At 66.5% G+C, this 17,164-nt stretch carries 13 protein-coding genes and 1 pseudogene; all 14 read right to left on the reverse strand.

Going from position 1 to position 17,164, the window contains the following annotated elements; all coding sequences use genetic code 11:
- Window positions 1-20 precede the first annotated feature (20 nt).
- The 14 genes and pseudogenes from ftsZ to LQ955_RS07005 all read right to left on the reverse strand — a co-directional run bounded on the left by ftsZ (window position 21) and on the right by LQ955_RS07005 (window position 17,055).
- Window positions 21-1,214: a cell division protein FtsZ gene (gene ftsZ / locus LQ955_RS06940; RefSeq protein WP_231027441.1), complete on the reverse strand. Its 1,194-nt coding sequence runs from the start codon at window positions 1,212-1,214 to the stop codon at window positions 21-23.
- 321 nt (window positions 1,215-1,535) lie between these two features.
- The gene (locus tag LQ955_RS06945; protein WP_231027442.1) at window positions 1,536-2,789 is read right to left on the reverse strand and encodes an FtsQ-type POTRA domain-containing protein; all 1,254 of its coding nucleotides are present in this window, start codon (window positions 2,787-2,789) and stop codon (window positions 1,536-1,538) included.
- A 144-nt stretch (window positions 2,790-2,933) separates the two neighbouring features.
- Window positions 2,934-4,313 (reverse strand): annotated as a pseudogene (murC, locus tag LQ955_RS06950) (UDP-N-acetylmuramate--L-alanine ligase); the annotation flags it as partial.
- A 39-nt stretch (window positions 4,314-4,352) separates the two neighbouring features.
- Window positions 4,353-5,423 (reverse strand): UDP-N-acetylglucosamine--N-acetylmuramyl-(pentapeptide) pyrophosphoryl-undecaprenol N-acetylglucosamine transferase, encoded by a 1,071-nt coding sequence (locus LQ955_RS06955; protein ID WP_231027443.1) that lies wholly within the window; start codon window positions 5,421-5,423, stop codon window positions 4,353-4,355.
- Window positions 5,420-6,742 (reverse strand): putative lipid II flippase FtsW, encoded by a 1,323-nt coding sequence (gene ftsW / locus LQ955_RS06960; RefSeq protein WP_231027444.1) that lies wholly within the window; start codon window positions 6,740-6,742, stop codon window positions 5,420-5,422. Before ftsW ends, LQ955_RS06955 begins: the two co-directional genes overlap by 4 nt.
- Window positions 6,702-8,219, reverse strand: coding sequence for a UDP-N-acetylmuramoyl-L-alanine--D-glutamate ligase (gene murD / locus LQ955_RS06965; protein WP_231027445.1), 1,518 nt, complete (start codon window positions 8,217-8,219; stop codon window positions 6,702-6,704). The genes ftsW and murD overlap by 41 nt, the downstream gene beginning before the upstream one ends.
- A complete protein-coding gene (gene mraY / locus LQ955_RS06970; RefSeq protein ID WP_231027446.1) occupies window positions 8,201-9,307 on the reverse strand; it encodes a phospho-N-acetylmuramoyl-pentapeptide-transferase in 1,107 nt (368 codons plus the stop codon). The genes murD and mraY overlap by 19 nt, the downstream gene beginning before the upstream one ends.
- The gene (locus LQ955_RS06975; protein ID WP_231027447.1) at window positions 9,304-10,731 is read right to left on the reverse strand and encodes a UDP-N-acetylmuramoyl-tripeptide--D-alanyl-D-alanine ligase; all 1,428 of its coding nucleotides are present in this window, start codon (window positions 10,729-10,731) and stop codon (window positions 9,304-9,306) included. Before LQ955_RS06975 ends, mraY begins: the two co-directional genes overlap by 4 nt.
- Complete coding sequence (locus LQ955_RS06980) at window positions 10,724-12,340, reverse strand: Mur ligase family protein (protein ID WP_231027448.1); 1,617 nt, start codon at window positions 12,338-12,340, stop codon at window positions 10,724-10,726. Before LQ955_RS06980 ends, LQ955_RS06975 begins: the two co-directional genes overlap by 8 nt.
- 109 nt (window positions 12,341-12,449) lie before the next feature.
- The gene (locus tag LQ955_RS06985; RefSeq protein ID WP_231027449.1) at window positions 12,450-14,231 is read right to left on the reverse strand and encodes a peptidoglycan D,D-transpeptidase FtsI family protein; all 1,782 of its coding nucleotides are present in this window, start codon (window positions 14,229-14,231) and stop codon (window positions 12,450-12,452) included.
- Window positions 14,232-14,308: 77 nt separating this feature from the next.
- Window positions 14,309-14,995: a hypothetical protein gene (locus LQ955_RS06990; RefSeq protein ID WP_231027450.1), complete on the reverse strand. Its 687-nt coding sequence runs from the start codon at window positions 14,993-14,995 to the stop codon at window positions 14,309-14,311.
- Complete coding sequence (gene rsmH / locus LQ955_RS06995; RefSeq protein WP_231027451.1) at window positions 14,992-15,942, reverse strand: 16S rRNA (cytosine(1402)-N(4))-methyltransferase RsmH; 951 nt, start codon at window positions 15,940-15,942, stop codon at window positions 14,992-14,994. Before rsmH ends, LQ955_RS06990 begins: the two co-directional genes overlap by 4 nt.
- 103 nt (window positions 15,943-16,045) lie before the next feature.
- Window positions 16,046-16,477, reverse strand: coding sequence for a division/cell wall cluster transcriptional repressor MraZ (mraZ, locus tag LQ955_RS07000; RefSeq protein WP_231027452.1), 432 nt, complete (start codon window positions 16,475-16,477; stop codon window positions 16,046-16,048).
- 191 nt (window positions 16,478-16,668) lie between these two features.
- A complete protein-coding gene (locus tag LQ955_RS07005) occupies window positions 16,669-17,055 on the reverse strand; it encodes a DUF3040 domain-containing protein (RefSeq protein ID WP_231027453.1) in 387 nt (128 codons plus the stop codon).
- Window positions 17,056-17,164: the final 109 nt, after the last annotated feature.

Here is a 17,164-nt window from a genome sequence, read left to right on the forward strand (position 1 = left end):
TGTTCGGGCTGACGGCCGGCTTACTTCAAGAAGTCGGGCACGTCGAGATCGGAGTCGTCGTCGTCTGACGCCGGGTCGAGCTGGGCCGTGCCGGTGATCGAGTTGTGCTCGACCGGCTGCGACCAGGCCGCGGCAGCTGGCTCTTCGACGCGGTCGCGACGCAGCGCGCCGCCCGTCGATGCTGCAGACGACGTGCCGGCGAAGAGGTCGCTGGCGTCGTCGGGAACCTTGCCGAACGCTCGCTTCGCCTCTGCAGCGCTTGTGGCATCGCCGCCGTCGAAGCCGGCCGCGATGACCGTGACGCGAACCTCGTCGCCCAGGGTGTCGTCGATGACGGCACCGAAGATGATGTTGGCCTCGGGATGCACGGCGTCTTGCACCAGCTTGGCGGCGTCGTTGATCTCGAAGATGCCGAGGTTCGAACCGCCCTGGATGCTCAGCAGAACTCCGTGCGCACCCTCGATGCTCGCTTCGAGCAGCGGAGACGCGACGGCCAGTTCGGCGGCCTTGACCGCACGGTCGGCGCCGCGCGACGAGCCGATGCCCATGAGGGCCGATCCTGCGCCCTGCATGACGCTCTTCACATCGGCGAAGTCGAGGTTGATGAGGCCCGGGGTGGTGATCAGGTCGGTGATGCCCTGAACGCCGGCGAGCAGCACCTGGTCGGCGGTCGAGAAGGCCTCGAGCATGCTGATGCCGCGGTCGCTGATCTCGAGCAGGCGGTCGTTCGGAACGACGATGAGGGTGTCGACCTCGTTCTTCAGAATCGCAACGCCGTCTTCGGCCTGCGACATGCGGCGCTTGCCCTCGAAGCCGAACGGCTTGGTGACGACACCGATGGTGAGAGCGCCGATCGATTTCGCGATGCGGGCGACGACGGGCGCGCCACCGGTTCCGGTGCCACCACCCTCCCCCGCGGTGACGAACACCATGTCGGCCCCGGCGAGGGCCTCCTCGATCTCTTCGGCGTGGTCTTCGGCGGCACGGCGACCCACCTCGGGGTCGGCTCCTGCGCCGAGACCGCGGGTGAGCTCACGGCCCACGTCGAGTTTCACGTCGGCGTCGCTCATCAGCAACGCCTGGGCGTCGGTGTTGATGGCGATGAACTCGACGCCACGCAGGCCGAGTTCGATCATCCGGTTGACGGCGTTCACGCCACCGCCACCGATGCCGACCACCTTGATCACTGCGAGGTAGTTCTGGTTTGATGTCACGTCCGGCCTCCGGTAGCCCTCAATCTCCCACGAGGTCTAAACCTCAAGTTGAGAGTTAATGTTATGCTGAGTATGTATTTCCTACGACGAACCTACGGTCGTACCCGCGCGCCACGATGCTAGGCGCGCCGCGTGTCGGATTAACCCGCGCGAATTGCCCACGTCTCCACCCGCCCGCGCGCGTCCCGGTGGCGACGAGAGCGACATTTCCGGTCGAGATGAGCCGCCGCGGCGGTCGCTCTCGTCCGAAGCAGTCGCTCTCGCATGCCCGGGCCCGGGCGCGGGCGCGGGCGCGAGCAGGTGCGCCGGGGCGCGGGCGGGTCAGGAGACGATGGGGGTGTCGGGAGACGAGACGTCATAGGTGCTGTTGTCGCCCTGGGCGGCGATGAGCTTGTCGAGCACGACGGCCTTGAGGGCCGAATTGTCGACGCTGCCCCAGATGACTTTCTGGCCCGCATCGGTCAGCACGAGAGTCACAGAGTCGGGGGTCGCGGCGCTGACGGTACCGACCTTGGCGAGCAGGTCGGCGGGCAGGGCGCGCAGCACGGCCGTCGCGGCGAGAAAGCCCGGGCTGCCGACGGCGGCGACCGTGGTATCGATCTGCGGATACCCGGTGGGGCGCTGGTCGGAGTGCTCGATGACGACACCGGCCGCGTCGACCAGGTCGAATCCGGTTCCGCTCGGCACCGAGCCCACCGGCTGGCGCTCGACGATGCGGATCACGAGCGTGTTCGGCAGCTCCGACTCGATCGCGTAGCTCTGAATCAGGGTGAAGGTGGCCAGATCACGGTTGATCGCGCCATAGTCGACGAGGGCGAGCGGCTTGCCCACCTGGTCGGAGAGAGCGAATTCGACCTGCGCGGCGTCGATGCGCGACGTGCCCTCGATGTCGACCGTGCGCACCGCGAACAGGGGCGAGTAGGCCGTGAACACGACCAGCAGCACGAGGGCGACCACGATGCCGGCGGAAACCAGCCAGAACAGCCGCCGACGCCGCGAGCGTTCGGTGAAGCGGCGGGCTTCGGCCCGCTCGTAACGGCGACGCTCGCGCTCGGTGGCGCGAACGTTCTTGCGGGCCAGCGATTCGTCGCTGCGTGACCGGCTCGGCGACGCGGGTGCGTAGGAGGCTGCGGCGGGAGTGGCGGTCGGTCGCGACGGCGTCGGGACGGATGCTTTCGGGCTGACCGCCTTCGAGGTGGCGGCTTTCGAGGTCGCCGCCTTCGAGGTGGCGGCTTTTGAGGTGGCTGCCTTCGTGGGCGCCGCCTTCGAGGTGGCTGCCTTCGAGGTCGCCGCCTTCGTGGGCGCTCCCTTCGAGGTCGTCTCGTTCGAGGGCTCTGGCGCTATCGGTTCGGTGCGGATGCCCGGCAGCACACCGCCGATGGTGAAACGCCCGGTCGTGGCGGAAGTGGGCGTTCGCTCCTCGGCCGGGGTGTCTCGGTCGGCACTCCCCGCAGCGGCGGTCGCGGCACTCGCTTTCGGCGCGCGGATCGGCCGCACCGACTTCGGCGGAGTGGGCGCGCTCGGCGCCTCGGGTTCGGGCGGCGGGGGCGGCGGAAAGCCGTTGGGGCGCTTCACCGGCGGCTCAGCTCACGCACCGGCAGCGTCCGCCGCACTCTCGGCCGCGGCGCCATGAGTGCCGATAGCGTCACCGCCACCGCCCGTCACGCCGTCAGCGCCCTCGCCACCGGCGCCATCGCCCTCGCCACTCTCAGCAGCCGCGAGCGACGCCAGCAGCTGCGGCACGATCAGGTTCACGTCGCCACAGCCGAGGGTGATCACGAAGTCACCGGGGCGAGCGATCGAGGCCGTGAAGTCGGCCGCCTTCTGCCAGTCGTCGATGTAGGCGACCTTCGACGGGTCGGTGAACCGCGACGAGACGAGCTCGCCCGTCACACCGGGAACCGGGTCTTCGCGGGCGCCGCAGACGTCGAGCACCACGGTGAAGTCCGCCGTGCGCTCGAGGGTCTCCGCGAAGTCGCCGGCGAGCAACTGGGTGCGGCTGTACAGGTGCGGCTGGTGAACCGCGATGATGCGCCCGCTACCGACCACGGTTCGTGCCGCGGTGAGTGCGGCATCCACTTCGGTCGGGTGGTGGGCGTAGTCGTCGTACACACTCACGCCGCCGATGGTGTCGTGCAGCTCGAAGCGGCGCCCGGTGCCGTCGAACGCGCCGAGGGCGGCGACGGATGCCGCGGGGTCGAACCCCGAGCCCACCAGAACCGCGAAGGCGCCGGCCGCGTTGATGGCGTTGTGGATGCCCGGCACCCGCAGTCGCCCCGAATAGCTCTGACCGCGGTAGTCGAGCCGGAACGACACGGGCCCGTCGGCCACGATCTCGCTCACCCGAACATCGGCGTGGGCGGACACACCGAACGTCAGCACCCGAGAAGCGGAGAGCCGCGACGAAACCCGCACCGCCCCCGCGTCGTCTGACGAGATGACGACCAGCTCAGAAGCCTCGTCGGCGAACGAAACGAAGGCGTCTTCGACGGCCTCTTTCGAGCCGTAATGGTCGAGGTGGTCGGGATCGACGTTCGTGATGAGCGCGATGGCCGTGTCGTAGAGCAGAAACGAGCCGTCGGATTCGTCAGCCTCGAGCACGAACAACTCGCCCTCACCCCAGGCCGAGCTGGTGCCGAGCGACGAAATGACGCCCCCGTTGACGAAGCTCGGGTCGGCACCGAGCTCGAGCAGCGCGGTGACGATCATGCCGGTCGAGGTGGTCTTGCCGTGCGCGCCGGCCACCGAGACCAACCGGCGGCGGTTCACCAGCCAGGCGAGCGCCTGCGAGCGGTGCAGAACGGGCAGGCCCTTCTGCTGAGCCAGAACGAGCTCGGGGTTGTCGGGCCACAGCGCGCTCGTGACCACGAGAGTGTCGGCGTCGCCGACGTTCGCGGCGTCGTGGCCGACGTATACGGTTGCGCCCAGGTCGCGCAGCTTCTGCGCGGTCTTCGAGTCGGTGCGGTCGGAGCCGGATACGGTGAGGCCGGCCTTCAGAAACAGCCGCGCGATGCCGCTCATGCCGGCACCGCCGATTCCGACGAAGTGCACGGCACCGAGGTTCTCGGGTATCTCGAGGGAGAGGTCAGGTTTGATCACAATGCCTCCAACGTTACGCTCACGCCAGCGCTTCCCGGGTCACGACAGGGCTTCCATGATGAGGTCGACGGTGCGTGCCGAGCCGTCGCGAACGCCCGCAGAGGCGGCCGCCACGGCCATCCGCTCGACGCGCGACCGGTCGGAGATGAGCGGAATCAGGGTCGACGCTACCCACGCCGGAGTGAATTCCGCATCCGCGACGAGTACCGCCCCGCCCGCAGCCACGATGTCCTGCGCGTTGAAACGCTGCTCTCCATTGCCCACCGCGTACGGCACCAACGCCGATGGGATGCCCAGCGCCGCCAGCTCGGAGACCGTCGCCGCACCGGCTCGCGACACCGCGAAGTCGGCCACGGCCAGGGCGAGCTCCATTCGATCGCAGTACCGCAGCATCCGGTACCCGGGGATGCCCGGGTCGACGAGACTCGAACGCTCCCCCACGATGTGCAGCACCTGGTACCCGGCGGCGATGATCGCCGGGGCCGCTTCGAACACCGTGCCGTTGATGCGCTCGGCGCCGAGCGAACCGCCCGTCACGAGCAGCGTCGGGAGGTCGGGCGAAAGGTCGAAGAAGGGCAGCGCCTCGGCGCGTGCCGCCGGTACATCGAGCTTCTCGATCTCGCGGCGCAGGGGCATTCCGGCGAAAAACGCGTGCGGCAGCGGGGTGCCGCGAAAGGCGACGGCCACGAAGGGAGTGAAGCGCGCCCCGAGCTTGTTGGCCATGCCCGGCTTGGCGTTGGCCTCATGGATGACCAGCGGCACCCGCGCGCGCCGAGCGGCCAGGTACGCCGGCGCGGCCGCGTACCCGCCGAACCCCACCACCACATCGACCTGCCGGTCACGGATCAGCCGCGCCAGATCGGAGATCACCCGGGCAAGCCGCGGGCCGAAGCTCACCGCGGCCCGGTTCGGACGGCGTGGAAACGGCAGCTTCGGAATCGTGACCAGCTCGTACCCGCGGGCCGGCACGAGCCGCGCTTCGAGCCCCGCGGCCGTGCCGACCACGATGATCTCGGCGTCGGGCTGTCGCCGGCGCAGTTCGTCGGCGGTTGCGAGCAACGGATTGACGTGGCCCGCGGTTCCGCCGCCGGCCAAGAGATACGTGGTCATCGAGAGCGCACCCGGCCGGTCGCCGAGGCGCGCGGTGCGCGAGGCGCGCGTGGTGCACGAGGCGCCGAGGCAGCAGGCGTGCGTGCGGCTGTGGAAAGGGCATCCGTCAGCGCAGGTGCGGTCGTGCTGCTCTGGGCGCGCGCGATCGACAGCACCACCCCGATGGCGATCAGCGTGGTCAACAGCGCCGAGCCTCCCGAAGAGATCAACGGCAACGGAACGCCGAGCACCGGGATCACCCCCAGCACGACGGCGATGTTCACGAAGGCCTGGCTCATGATCCAGACCATCACCGAACCCGAGACGACCTTCGAGAACAGATCGTTACTCGCGCGCACGATGCGCAGGAAGGCGATGGCCAGCGCGACGAACAGCCCGATCACGACGAGTGCGCCGATGAGGCCGAGCTCCTCGCCGATGATCGCGAAGATGAAGTCGTTGTCGGCCGCGGGCAGCCACGACCACTTGGCTTTCGAATTACCGAGCCCCACGCCGAAGATTCCGCCCGCGGCCAGCGCGAACATGCCGTGCTGGGTCTGCCAGCACTCGCCCGTGGTGTCGGTGCACTGCGAGCCGAGAAAGCTGCCGATGCGGGCCGTGCGGCTCGCGCTCGAGAAGGCGATGGCCACGATCGCGCTGGCGCCGATGAGAAGCGGCAGCAGGATCATCCGCAGCCGCACGCCGGCGAAGAACAGCGCACCGAAAATGAGCGCCGCCATGATCATCACGGTGCCGAGGTCACCGCCGAGCATCACCAGCAGCACCGCCCCGCCCGCGACGGGCAGGATCGGGATAGCGAGATGCCCCCAGAGGTGCAGGTAACGCTGCTTCTTCGCCAGAATGACGCCGAGCCAGATGACGAGGCCCAGCTTGATGATCTCGGAGGGCTGAATGTTGAAGCCCGCCACGTACATCCAGTTCAGGTTGCCGCCGACCTCGATACCGAGCGGGGTGTAGAGCACGAGCAGTTGCAATACCACTCCGCCGGCCAGGGCGATCCAGCCCCAGCGCTTCCAGAAGGTGATCGGCAGGCGCGAGATGACGAGCATCAGCGGAATGCCGATGAGAGCGAACAACCCCTGGCGCCAGAAGATACCGAAAAAGCCTTGCTGGGCGGTGTAGGAGTCGACCGACGACGATGACAGCACCATCACCAGCCCGAAGACCACGAGAAAAAGGGTCGTGCCGAGCAGCAGGTAGTAGTTGCTCGATTCGGATTCGAACGCTTTGCCGAGCGAGATGCGGGCCGTTCGAACCCCCGAGCCGATCGGTGCCTTGTCAGTGCGTGGGGGGCGCATCGTGCTGGTCAGCTGCCCCACCTCCAAGATAATCGCGAACGGCCTGGGCGAATCGTGTACCCCTGTCGCCGTAGTCGACGAACTGGTCCATCGAGGCGGCGGCCGGTGCCAGCAATACAACATCGCCCGGTTGGGCGACCGTCGCTGCCAACCGCACCGCGGCCGACATGACCTCTTCAGTCTCGGTGTCGTCGACCTCGAACACGGGCACCCCGGGCGCGTGTCGCGCGAATGCGTTTCGCAAGTCGCTGCGGTCGACCCCGATGAGCACGGCGGCCCGAAGGCGGGATGCCCGCGAGAGCACCAGCGGATCGATATCGACGCCCTTGAGCAGGCCCCCGGCGACCCAGACCACCGACTCGTACGCCCCGAGCGAAGCATCGGCCGCGTGGGCGTTCGTCGCCTTGGAATCGTCGACCCAGCTGACCCCGCCGAACTCGGCGACGAGCTCGATACGGTGATGATCGAGCTCGAAGTGCTCCAGGGTGCGCCTGATCGAATCGATCGGCACCCCATAACTGCGGGCAAGGGCACAGGCGGCAAGGATGTTCGCCACGATGTGCGGGGCGGCGAGCCCGCGCAGCACCAGGTCGGTCACCGTGGTGATCTCGAGCGCGGCGATACGCCGTTCGTCGGTGAACGCCCGGTCGCACAGAATGCCGTCGACCACGCCGAAGTCGCTCAGCCCCGGAACACCGAGCCCGAAGCCGATGGCACGAGCCCCGTCGACCACTTCCGCGTTCTCGACCATGGTCATGGTTCGTGCGTCGCTCTTGTTGTAGACGCAAGCGACCTTCGTGTTCGTGTAGACCTTCGCTTTCGCAGCGATGTACGCGTCGAGCGAGCCGTGCCAGTCGAGGTGGTCTTCTGCGACGTTCAGGCACACCGAGGCGTACGGCGACATGCTCGAAATCGAGTGCAATTGGTAGCTCGAGAGCTCGACCACCAGCACGTCGAACCCCTGTGGGTCGCGAATGGCGTCGAGCACGGGAATGCCGATGTTGCCGCACGGCGCCGCCCGAAACCCTGCGTCGACGAGCATGGTCGCGGTGAGCTGCACCGTGGTGGTCTTGCCGTTGGTGCCCGTTACCGCGATCCATTCGGCGGGTGCACCGACCTTGTCGCGCAGCCGCCAGGCCAGTTCCACGTCGCCCCAGACCGGGATGCCGCGCTCGGCGGCCCAGACGAGCACCGGATGATCGGGGTGGAACCCGGGCGACACGACCAGCAGCTCGGGCTCGAGGCTCACGAGCTCGGCCGGCGGAGCATCCAGTGTCTCGTCGAGCACCAGCCCGGCACCGATCACCTCGACCAGCTGCACCTGCGACGGCTCGGCACGCTGAGCGACCACGAGTACTTCTGCGCCCAGCTCGACAAGTGTGTCGGCCACCGAGAATCCGGTCTTGCCGAGGCCCAGCACACCGACTCGCAGCCCCGCCCAGTCGGAGTGCCAGCTGGTGAGCTCAGAAAGCCGGTCGGTCACGTCTGCAGAATCCATTCGAGGTAAAAAGCTCCGACGCCCGCGGCCACGCAGAGACCCGCGATGATCCAGAAGCGCACGACGATCGTCACCTCGGCCCAGCCCTTGACCTCGAAGTGGTGATGAAGCGGGCTGGCGCGCCAGATGCGTTTTCCACCCGTGAGCCTGAAGTAGGTGAGCTGCACCACAACCTGGCCGGCCACGATGACGAAGATGCCGCCGATCAGAATGAGCAGCAGTTCGGTGCGGCTCAAGATGGCCAGCGCGGCCAGCGCGCCACCGATGGCCAGCGATCCGGTGTCGCCGAGAAAGATCTTCGCGGGGTTGGTGTTCCACCAGAGAAAACCGATGAGCGCGCCGGCGACCGCCGCCGCGACGATCGCCAGATCGAGTGGCTGAGCCACGTCGTAACACTTGAACGCCACAGCGGGGTCGAGTGTCAGGCTCTGGCACGACTGGTTCGACTGCCAGAACCCGATGATGACGTACGAGCCGATAGCGAGAATCGCCGAGCCGGGGGCGAGGCCATCCAGCCCGTCAGTGAGGTTCACCGCATTCGAGGTGGCCATCACGATGAGAATGATCCAGATCAAGAAGGCGACGAATCCGGCGATCAGCACCCAGCCGACGCCGCCCAAGAAGTTGAAGTTCAGGTCACGAACGACCGAGATGTGGGTCGACGCGGGCGTCAGCCCGTCTTTGTTCGGAAACTGGATGGCCAGCAGAGCGAAGACGCCGCCGAAGAGTATCTGACCGGCCAGCTTGGCCTTCGGGCCGAGCCCGAGGTTGCGCTTCTTCTGCGTCTTGATGAAGTCGTCGATGAAGCCGACAAGGCCGAGCCCCACCATGAGAAAGAGCACCAGTAGCACCGAGATCGACGGCGGGTTCTGGGTGATCAAGAGAGCCACGAAATAGCCGAACAGCACCGCGAGAATGATGACGATGCCGCCCATCGTGGGCGTGCCGCGCTTCACCTGGTGCGTGCTCGGGCCGTCGATGTTGATGTATTGGCCCCAGGCCAGCCGCTTGAACAGCCGGATGAAGACCGGTGTCATGAACAGGCTGAAGATCATCGAAAGCCCGCCGGCAGTGATCAGAGTGATCATGCGAACCGCTCCCCCAGCCTGTCGCCCAAGAAGCGCAGACCGGCGGAATTCGACGACTTCACCAGAACCACGTCTCCCGCACGCAGCTCGCGCTCGAGCACAGCATAAGCCTCGTCTGCGGTCGGGAAGAACACCGACTCGCCATCCCACGAGCCCTCGACCGTCGCGGCGAGGTGCAACGCGAGAGCGCCCTCGCCCACCACGAACAGCCGCTCGATTCCGAGCCGCACGATGGTACGGCCGATACGATCGTGCTCTTCGAGCGAGAACTCGCCCAGCTCGCTCATCTCGCCGACCACGGCGACGCGCCGGATGCCCTCACCCGAGATCTGGGCGAGCGTCTTCAACCCGGCGAGCATCGAATCGGGGCTGGCGTTGTAGGCGTCGTTGATGATGGTGATGCCCTGCGTTCCCGCCAGCACCTCCATGCGCCAGTGTTCGGCACGAGTCACCGACTCCAGCGCCGAGACGATGTCGGCGAGCGGCACCTCGAGGGTGTGCGCCACGGCAGCGGCCGCGAGGGCGTTCATCACGTGGTGTTCACCGAGCACCGAGAAGTTCACCACGCTCGACCGGCCGTCGGGCAGGCTCAGAGTGAAGACCGTGCCGGTGGGGGTGCTTCGAATATCGGAGGCCCGAACATCCGCCCGCTCGTCGAGCCCGAACCAGAGCACGTTCGCCCGGGTCTTCTCGGCCATACCCGCGACGCGGTAGTCGTCGATGTTGAGCACCGCGACATCGGTCGGCAGCAGGTCGGTCACCATTTCGGTCTTGGTCTGCAGCGTCTTCTCGATGCCGCCGAACTCGCCGGCGTGGGCGAGCCCGACCATGAGCACAACCCCGATGTCGGGGCGGGCCATGCGCACCAGCCGCGTGATCTCGCCGGGCTTCGAGGCGCCCATTTCGGCGACCAGGTACTCGGTGTCGGGTTCGAGCTTCAGCATGGTGAGCGGAGCGCCGACCTCGTTGTTGAACGAGTCGCGCGGCGCGATGGTGGGCCCACGGCGCTCGAGAATCGTGCGCACCAGGTTCTTCGTGGTGGTCTTGCCGTTCGAACCGGTGATGCCGACGACCTTCAGCAGGCCGAACTCACGGATGCGGCGCACCACCTCGGTGGCCAGGTCGCCGAGCGCCTGCACCGAGTCGCCGACCACGATCTGCGGAACCGTGAGGTCGTCGAAGACGCGCTCGACGATCACGAGTTCGGCGCCGCTCTCGATGGCGGCGGGAACGTAGAGGTGCCCGTCGCTGAACTCGCCAGGCTTGGCCACAAAGATGCCGCCGGGCACAATTTCGCGCGAATCGGTGTCGACCGTTCCGCCGACGATGGTCGACTCAGACAGGCCCTCCTGCACGGAGTGGTCCCCGAGCACCAGGGTGCCGCCGGTGATACGGGCGACCTCGTTGAGGGTCAGATCAAGCATGGGGTGATTCCTGCGCTGTCTGTGCGTGCTGCACGCTGGGTGAGTCTTGCACTGTTGGGAGCCAGCCGAATTCGTGCAGCGCGAGCCGCGCATCGTCTCTGGCCGAATAAGGGAGGTGTTCGCCGCTGACCTCGTGGTAATCCTCGTGCCCCGGGCCCGCATAGAGAATCGCGTCGGCGGGCGTCGCCAGGCTGAGCGCCTTTCGAAACGCTTCCCGCGGGTCGCCGACCTCGTAGACCTCGCGCTCGGGCACGGCGGCTCGTGCCGCGTCGACAAGCACCTTGCGAATAGCCGCCGGGTCTTCGGTGCGCGGATGGAAATCGGTGATCACCACGGCGTCGGAGAGCCGGGCGGCGATCTGGCCCATCTCTTCGCGCTTGCTCGGGTCGCGGTCGCCGTCGGCCCCGAACAGCATGATGATGCGGCCGTCGGTGACCCGCCGCAGCGAGTCGAGCGTGCTGGTGAAGGCATCGGGGCTGTGCCCGTAGTCGATGAACACGGCCGGCCCGTCGTTCGCAATGCGTTCGGCGCGCCCCGGAATGTAGACCTGAATTCCGCCGTCGCGGTCGAGCGCCTGCTTGATGTCGGCGAGCGGGATGCCCGACTCCACCAGCATCACAATGGCAAGGGCTGCGTTCTCGGCCATGTGCCGGCCGAGTACCGGAATCGAGGTGGTGAGGTTCTGGTCATCCGGCCCGCTCAGAATGAACCGGGTCTCATCGACGGTCTCGCGCAGAATCGCGGCGTACCAGTCGGCAGGGCGACCGGGGTAGGTCGACAGGGTGACCACCGGAATGCCGGCGGTGCGCGCAAGGCGCACCCCCCACTCGGCGTCGTTGATGACGACCCCGCGACGGGCTCGATCGGGCTGGAACAGCGGGGTCTTGGCCTCGAAGTACTTCTGCATGGTGCCGTAGTCGTCGAGGTGATCGTGGGTGAGATTCGTGAAACCCACCACGTCGAACACGATTCCGTCGACCCGGTGGCGGGTGAGCGCCTGAGCCGAGACTTCGATGACCACCGCGTCAGCGTCGGCCTCGCGCATCAGAGCGAGCAGGCCGTGCACCTCGGTGGCTTCGGGAGTGGTGAGAGCACTCGTCATGGCCAGGTCGCCGATGCGGCGCTGGGCCGTCGTACTGATGCCGGCGAGAATGCCCAGCTGACGCAGAATCGCTTCGAGAATGTACGAGACGCTGGTCTTGCCGTTGGTTCCGGTGACTCCGAAGAGCGTCGGCGCGAAGTCAGCAGTGCCGTACACCCAGGCAGAGAGCGCGCCGAGGGATGCGCGGGGGTCGTCGATGACCAGCACGGGCAGCCCGCTGCGGGCCGCGAGGGCCTCGCCACGGGCATCCGTCACGATGGCGACAGCGCCGTTGGCCTTCGCTTCGTCGGCGAACTGCGCGCCGTGCGCCCGCACACCGGCGAGCCCCACGTAGAGGTCGCCGGGCCGAACCTGCTTCGACGACAGCGTGATGCCAGTGATGGTGAGCCCGTCGAGACCGGGGCGCCCGTTCGGCACGTCGAGACCGAATTGCGACACCAGGTCGGTGAGCTCTCTAGCGGTGGGGTGCGCAGGCCGCAAGGCGTTCAGCTGGCCACTCGCGCTCACCTGGCTCCTCGTTGTTGTCGATGCAGTTCTGAGGCTGCGGTTGGTCGATGCAACGGTTGTGATGCACTCGGTTCTGGGTGTGGGGCTCGTGCTGTCTCGGCGACCCTCGTCAGTACGACACGGGGTAGTTGACGGGCGGTGTCGTCGAGGGCAGCACGCGGTACTTCTGCAGCACTTGCGACATGACCTTCTGAAAGACCGGTGCCGCAGCGCTGCCGTCTTCAATGGTAACGGGCTTCATCAGGTTGACCGAAACGACGTACTGCGGGTCTTCTGCCGGGGCGACGCCGGCGACCGAGGTCAGGTAGCCTCCGCCGTAGGCGCCCTGACCGTTGCTCACCTCGGCGGTACCCGTCTTAGCCGCCACGTTGTAGCCCGGAATGGCGAGCAGGTCGGCCGCATAACCACCGCTGACGACGCTCTCCATCATGTTCACCGTCTGCTGCGCCGCACTGGCCGAGACGACCTGCTCGCCTTGGGCCGCAGGCACCTCGGTTGTCGTACCGTCGGCCTGCTTGCACCCTTCGACAAGTTGAACGGGCATCCGCACACCGCCGTTGCCGAGCGTCTGGTAGATGCTGGCGATCTGCGCGGCGGTGGTGGTGACACCCTGCCCGAACGAGCTGTTGTAGAGGGTCTGCTCATCCCACTTGTTCGGGTCACCGAGAATGCCCTCTGACTCACCCGGAAAGTTCACCTCGGTCGTTTCGCCGAGGTGGAACTTCTTCATGTAGTCGTAGCGCTGCTGGGTGGTCAGCATCGCGGAGAGGATCGAGATTCCGACGTTCGACGAGGCCTGGATCACTCCCGTGAGAGTGAACGGCAGGTCCCCGTGGGACTCGGAGTCCGTGATCACGGAGCCACCGGGCGCGGTGTACTTGTACGGCGTCAAGACCTGCGTCGCGGGGGTCGCCTTGCCCGCATCGATGAGCGCGGCGGCGGACTCCGACTTGAAAGTCGACCCTGGCTCGAACGGGCTGCTGAACGCGATCGCCCCCCAGTAGTCCGGATCTGTCGCGTCGAGGTTGTTGGGGTCGGCGGTCGGGTACTGCGCCACGGTGAGCAGTTTTCCGGTCTTCACTTCTTCGATCACGACGCTGCCCCACTGCGCCTTGGTCGCGGTGACCTGCTGCGCGAGAACCTGCTGGGCGTAGTACTGCAGGTCGCTGTCGATCGTCGTCACGACGGTACCGCCTGTGACGGGCTGCTTGTTGACCACGAGCGTGTTCGGAATGGCGACCCCGTCGGCGCCCTTCTCGTAGGTCTGCTCACCGTCTGACCCGGCGAGGCACTGGTTCTCTTTGGCCTCGAGACCCCCGGTGCCGGTGACGACTCCGGTCGAATCGGTGCCCATGTAGCCCACCAGGTTGCCCGCCACACTGCCGTTCGGGTATACCCGCTGCGGATCGGTCTCGTAATAGAGCCACGGTATCTGCAGGGCCTTGATGGCGTTGTACTGGTCGAGGCTCACATCTTTGATGATCAGCGCGTACGAGGAGGTCTTGTCGGCGGTGAGTAGCGCGTACACCGCATCAGCCGTCTGACCCGTGATCGCCCCGATCTGCGCGGCGGCCTGAACGGGAGTGACGAGCGCTTCTGCGGCACCCGTTTTCGGGTCTAATGGAGTGAAATCCGCCACATCGACCGGCGAGGCGGTGATCGTGTACTTGATGACAGTGGTCGCCAGCACCGTTCCATTCGCGTCGACGATGTCGCCGCGGGCACCGTAAATCGATTGCGGCACCGACAGGGTGCTGTACGCCTGCTGATTGAGTGAATCGGCCTGCACGACCTGAATGTCGACCAGGCGCACCACCAGCACGGCGACGATGGCCGTGATCACGATGATGGCGAACGCGATACGGTTTCGGGTCGAGCGGGCAGAAGTCACGAAAGCAGGCGCCTTTCGGGTCGTTTCAATAAAACTGGATGATCGGCGCTGTCGTCACGAAGCGTCGCCGTGTTGGCTCAGTGGGTCGTGGGCGACGGGAGGTCACCCTGCCACGGTACTGTCGCATCGGTCGCGGCGGCCGCAGGCGCACCCGGCGTGGTGGCGGCCGGAGTTGTACCCGCGGCGGCCGTACCTGCAGCAGCTGCACCCGCCGCCGTCGCCGCCGGAGGTGCCGCCGGTGTGGCCGGCGTTGTGGCTGCGGGCGGCACGAGCGAGGACTGACCGCCGGTGAAGGTGCCCGAGCCGGCCGTAGCCGCCTTGGGCGTGCCGAGCACCGCGCCATCCGAGAGCCGCAGGTAGACGGGGTTCGAGTTGCTCACCATTCCGAGCGACTGCGCGCTCGCCGCCAGGTTCTGCGGCGACGAGAGGCTGTCGAGCTTCTCTTGCAGGTCGGCATTGGTGCGGTCGATGGTCTTCTGCTGATCTTGCAGAGACTCGATCTGGTAGGCGCCGTTCGAGAGCCCCACGCTAAGCAGCAGTTGGGTCACGACGATCGCCATCACACCGAGAATCACCACGGCGGCATAAACGAGCTTCGGCTTGCGGCGGCGCAGAACGAGGTCTGAGGCGAGGGTCAGTCGCGAGCGAATGCTCGGGCCGAGCCCAGTAGCCGGAAAGTCGTCGAACGGTTCGGCCGCGGGGTCGAACGCGGCTCGGTTGTACTCGGCCGGGGTGAATCGGGGTGACGGGGCGACGCTGCTCATGCTGCTCTCACTCGTTCGGCCGCACGCAGACGCACGGGGGTCGATCGGGGGTTGGCGGCCTTCTCGTCGTCAGTGGCGAGTTCGGCCCCACGAACGAGAAGGCGAAGTCTCGCCTGGTGCTCGGGAAGTTCGACGGGCAGCCCGGGCGGGGTGCTCGACGTGGTTGCAGCGGCCAGAGCACGCTTGACGATGCGGTCTTCGAGGGATTGGTAGGACAGAACAACCAAACGGCCGCCCACGGCAAGGGCTGCGATGGCGGCGGGAATGGCCCTCTCGAGTGCCACGAGCTCTTGGTTGACTTCGATGCGCAGCGCCTGAAAGACCCGCTTGGCGGGGTGACCCTGCCGTGAGATCGCCGCCGGGGTGGCCTTCTGAATGAGCTCGACGAACTGCGCCGAACTGGTGAGGGGGGCGGATGCCCGGCTCTCCACGATGCGTTTGGCGTACCGTGACGCGAGCCGCTCTTCGCCGTACTCCCAGAAGATGCGGCGCAGGTCAGCCTCGCTGTAGTCGGCGAGCACCTGCTCGGCGGTCAGGTCGGCGGTGCCGTCCATCCGCATGTCGAGGGGGGCGTCTTTCGAATAGGCGAAGCCGCGTTCGGCACGATCGAGCTGCATCGACGAGACGCCGAGGTCGAAGAGGATGCCCTGAACCTCGGTGTAGCCGAGGCCCTGCAGTGCATCCTGAATCTCGTCGTAGACGCAGTGCACGAGCTTGGCGCGCTCACCGAACGGCGCCAGCCGCTCGGCCGACAGTTTGAGCGCCTCGGGATCGCGGTCGAGACCAACGACGGTGAGCTGCGGAAAGCGGGTGAGAAAAGCCTCGGTGTGACCGCCGAGCCCGAGAGTCGCGTCGACGAGCACCGCGCCGGGTTCGCCGATGGCGGGCGAGAGCAGCTCGACGCTGCGTTCGAGCATGACCGGGGTGTGGATTTTGGTGACATCCATGAGGTGAAGACTCAGGTCTCGTGATCTCTGATCCCCATCCATTCCTGACCTGGCACCGGGGAAGTGTGTCAGGGCCGAACGGCTGGGAGTCACAGACAACGAACTAGAAGAGCCCGGGAATCACCTCCTCCTCGGTGTCGGCGAACGCGGCTTCTTGCTCGGCCAGGTAGGTCTCCCACGCCTGGGCGTCCCAGATCTCGGCTCGGCTGCCCGCGCCGATGACCACGAGCTCACGCTCGAGACCGGCGTAGGTGCGAAGTGGTGCCGGCACAGTGACCCGGTGCTGGCTGTCGGGGTTCTCCGCACTCGCGCCAGACAAAAAAACGCGGAGGTAGTCACGCGCTTGCTTGCTGGTCACGGGAGCTTGGCGGATCTTTTCGTGCAAAGACTCGAACTCGCGGGCACTGAAGACGTAGATGCAGTGCTCTTGGCCGCGGGTCATGACGACGCCGTTCGCGAGCTCGTCGCGGAACTTCGCGGGAAGGATGATGCGCCCCTTGTCGTCGAGCTTGGGGGCGTAGGTGCCAAGAAACATGCCACTCTCCCCCTCATTTCCGGCCAGACTGCGGGTGTTCCTCCACTTTACTCCACTTCGCCCCACTTAACAATCATTTCCCTCCACTTCTGCCCCACTCCCTCCCCCGAGGTCGCCGGGTCGCCGTTTTCGGGCACAAAAAAAGGACCGGCCCGAAGGCCGATCCTTTTTCGTAGAACGGAAGAGTCTGGTTATTCGTTCTTCTCGTCGCGGTTGTCCCAGCGATCACCGAGGCGATCCATGAGACCCGCCTTGTTGCCCGACGATTTCGACCCTGACGACGACGTCTTGGCCGAACGCGAAGCGGATGCCCGCCCGAGCTTCGAGGGGCGAAGTGCCAGCAGCACACCGGTGAACATCACCGCGAACCCCAAGATGCCGACGATGGGTGCGTGCAAGATGACCCCGACGATCACGACAGCGAGACCGACGATGGCCAGAAGCACACCGAGAACGAGTGACCCGTAATTCAATCGGCCCCTGCCACCACCGACAGCCGACACGAAATCGGCATCGTTGTGGTAGAGACTGCGCTCCATCTCATCGAGGAGCTTTTGCTCTTGCTCCGAAAGCGGCATTTTCTTCACCTCAGGTTCGGGATCGACCGGCCGGGCGACCTCCCCATGCGGATGCATCAATCGGTCGTCGTACGGCAAATCTTACTGCGCAGTCTGTAGCTAGGCTAGG

Source organism: Subtercola endophyticus, assembly GCF_021044565.1.
Classification (GTDB): domain Bacteria; phylum Actinomycetota; class Actinomycetes; order Actinomycetales; family Microbacteriaceae; genus Subtercola; species Subtercola endophyticus.

Bases quoted from the DNA above. Each gene is read 5' to 3' on its own strand.
- LQ955_RS06955 (WP_231027443.1), bottom strand. From the start codon at position 5,423: ATGACCACGTATCTCTTGGCCGGCGGCGGAACCGCGGGCCACGTCAAT.
- murD (WP_231027445.1), bottom strand. From the start codon at position 8,219: ATGGATTCTGCAGACGTGACCGACCGGCTTTCTGAGCTCACCAGCTGG.
- mraY (WP_231027446.1), bottom strand. From the start codon at position 9,307: ATGATCACTCTGATCACTGCCGGCGGGCTTTCGATGATCTTCAGCCTG.
- LQ955_RS06975 (WP_231027447.1), bottom strand. From the start codon at position 10,731: ATGCTTGATCTGACCCTCAACGAGGTCGCCCGTATCACCGGCGGCACC.
- LQ955_RS06990 (WP_231027450.1), bottom strand. From the start codon at position 14,995: ATGAGCAGCGTCGCCCCGTCACCCCGATTCACCCCGGCCGAGTACAAC.
- rsmH (WP_231027451.1), bottom strand. From the start codon at position 15,942: ATGGATGTCACCAAAATCCACACCCCGGTCATGCTCGAACGCAGCGTC.
- mraZ (WP_231027452.1), bottom strand. From the start codon at position 16,477: ATGTTTCTTGGCACCTACGCCCCCAAGCTCGACGACAAGGGGCGCATC.
- LQ955_RS07005 (WP_231027453.1), bottom strand. From the start codon at position 17,055: ATGCCGCTTTCGGAGCAAGAGCAAAAGCTCCTCGATGAGATGGAGCGC.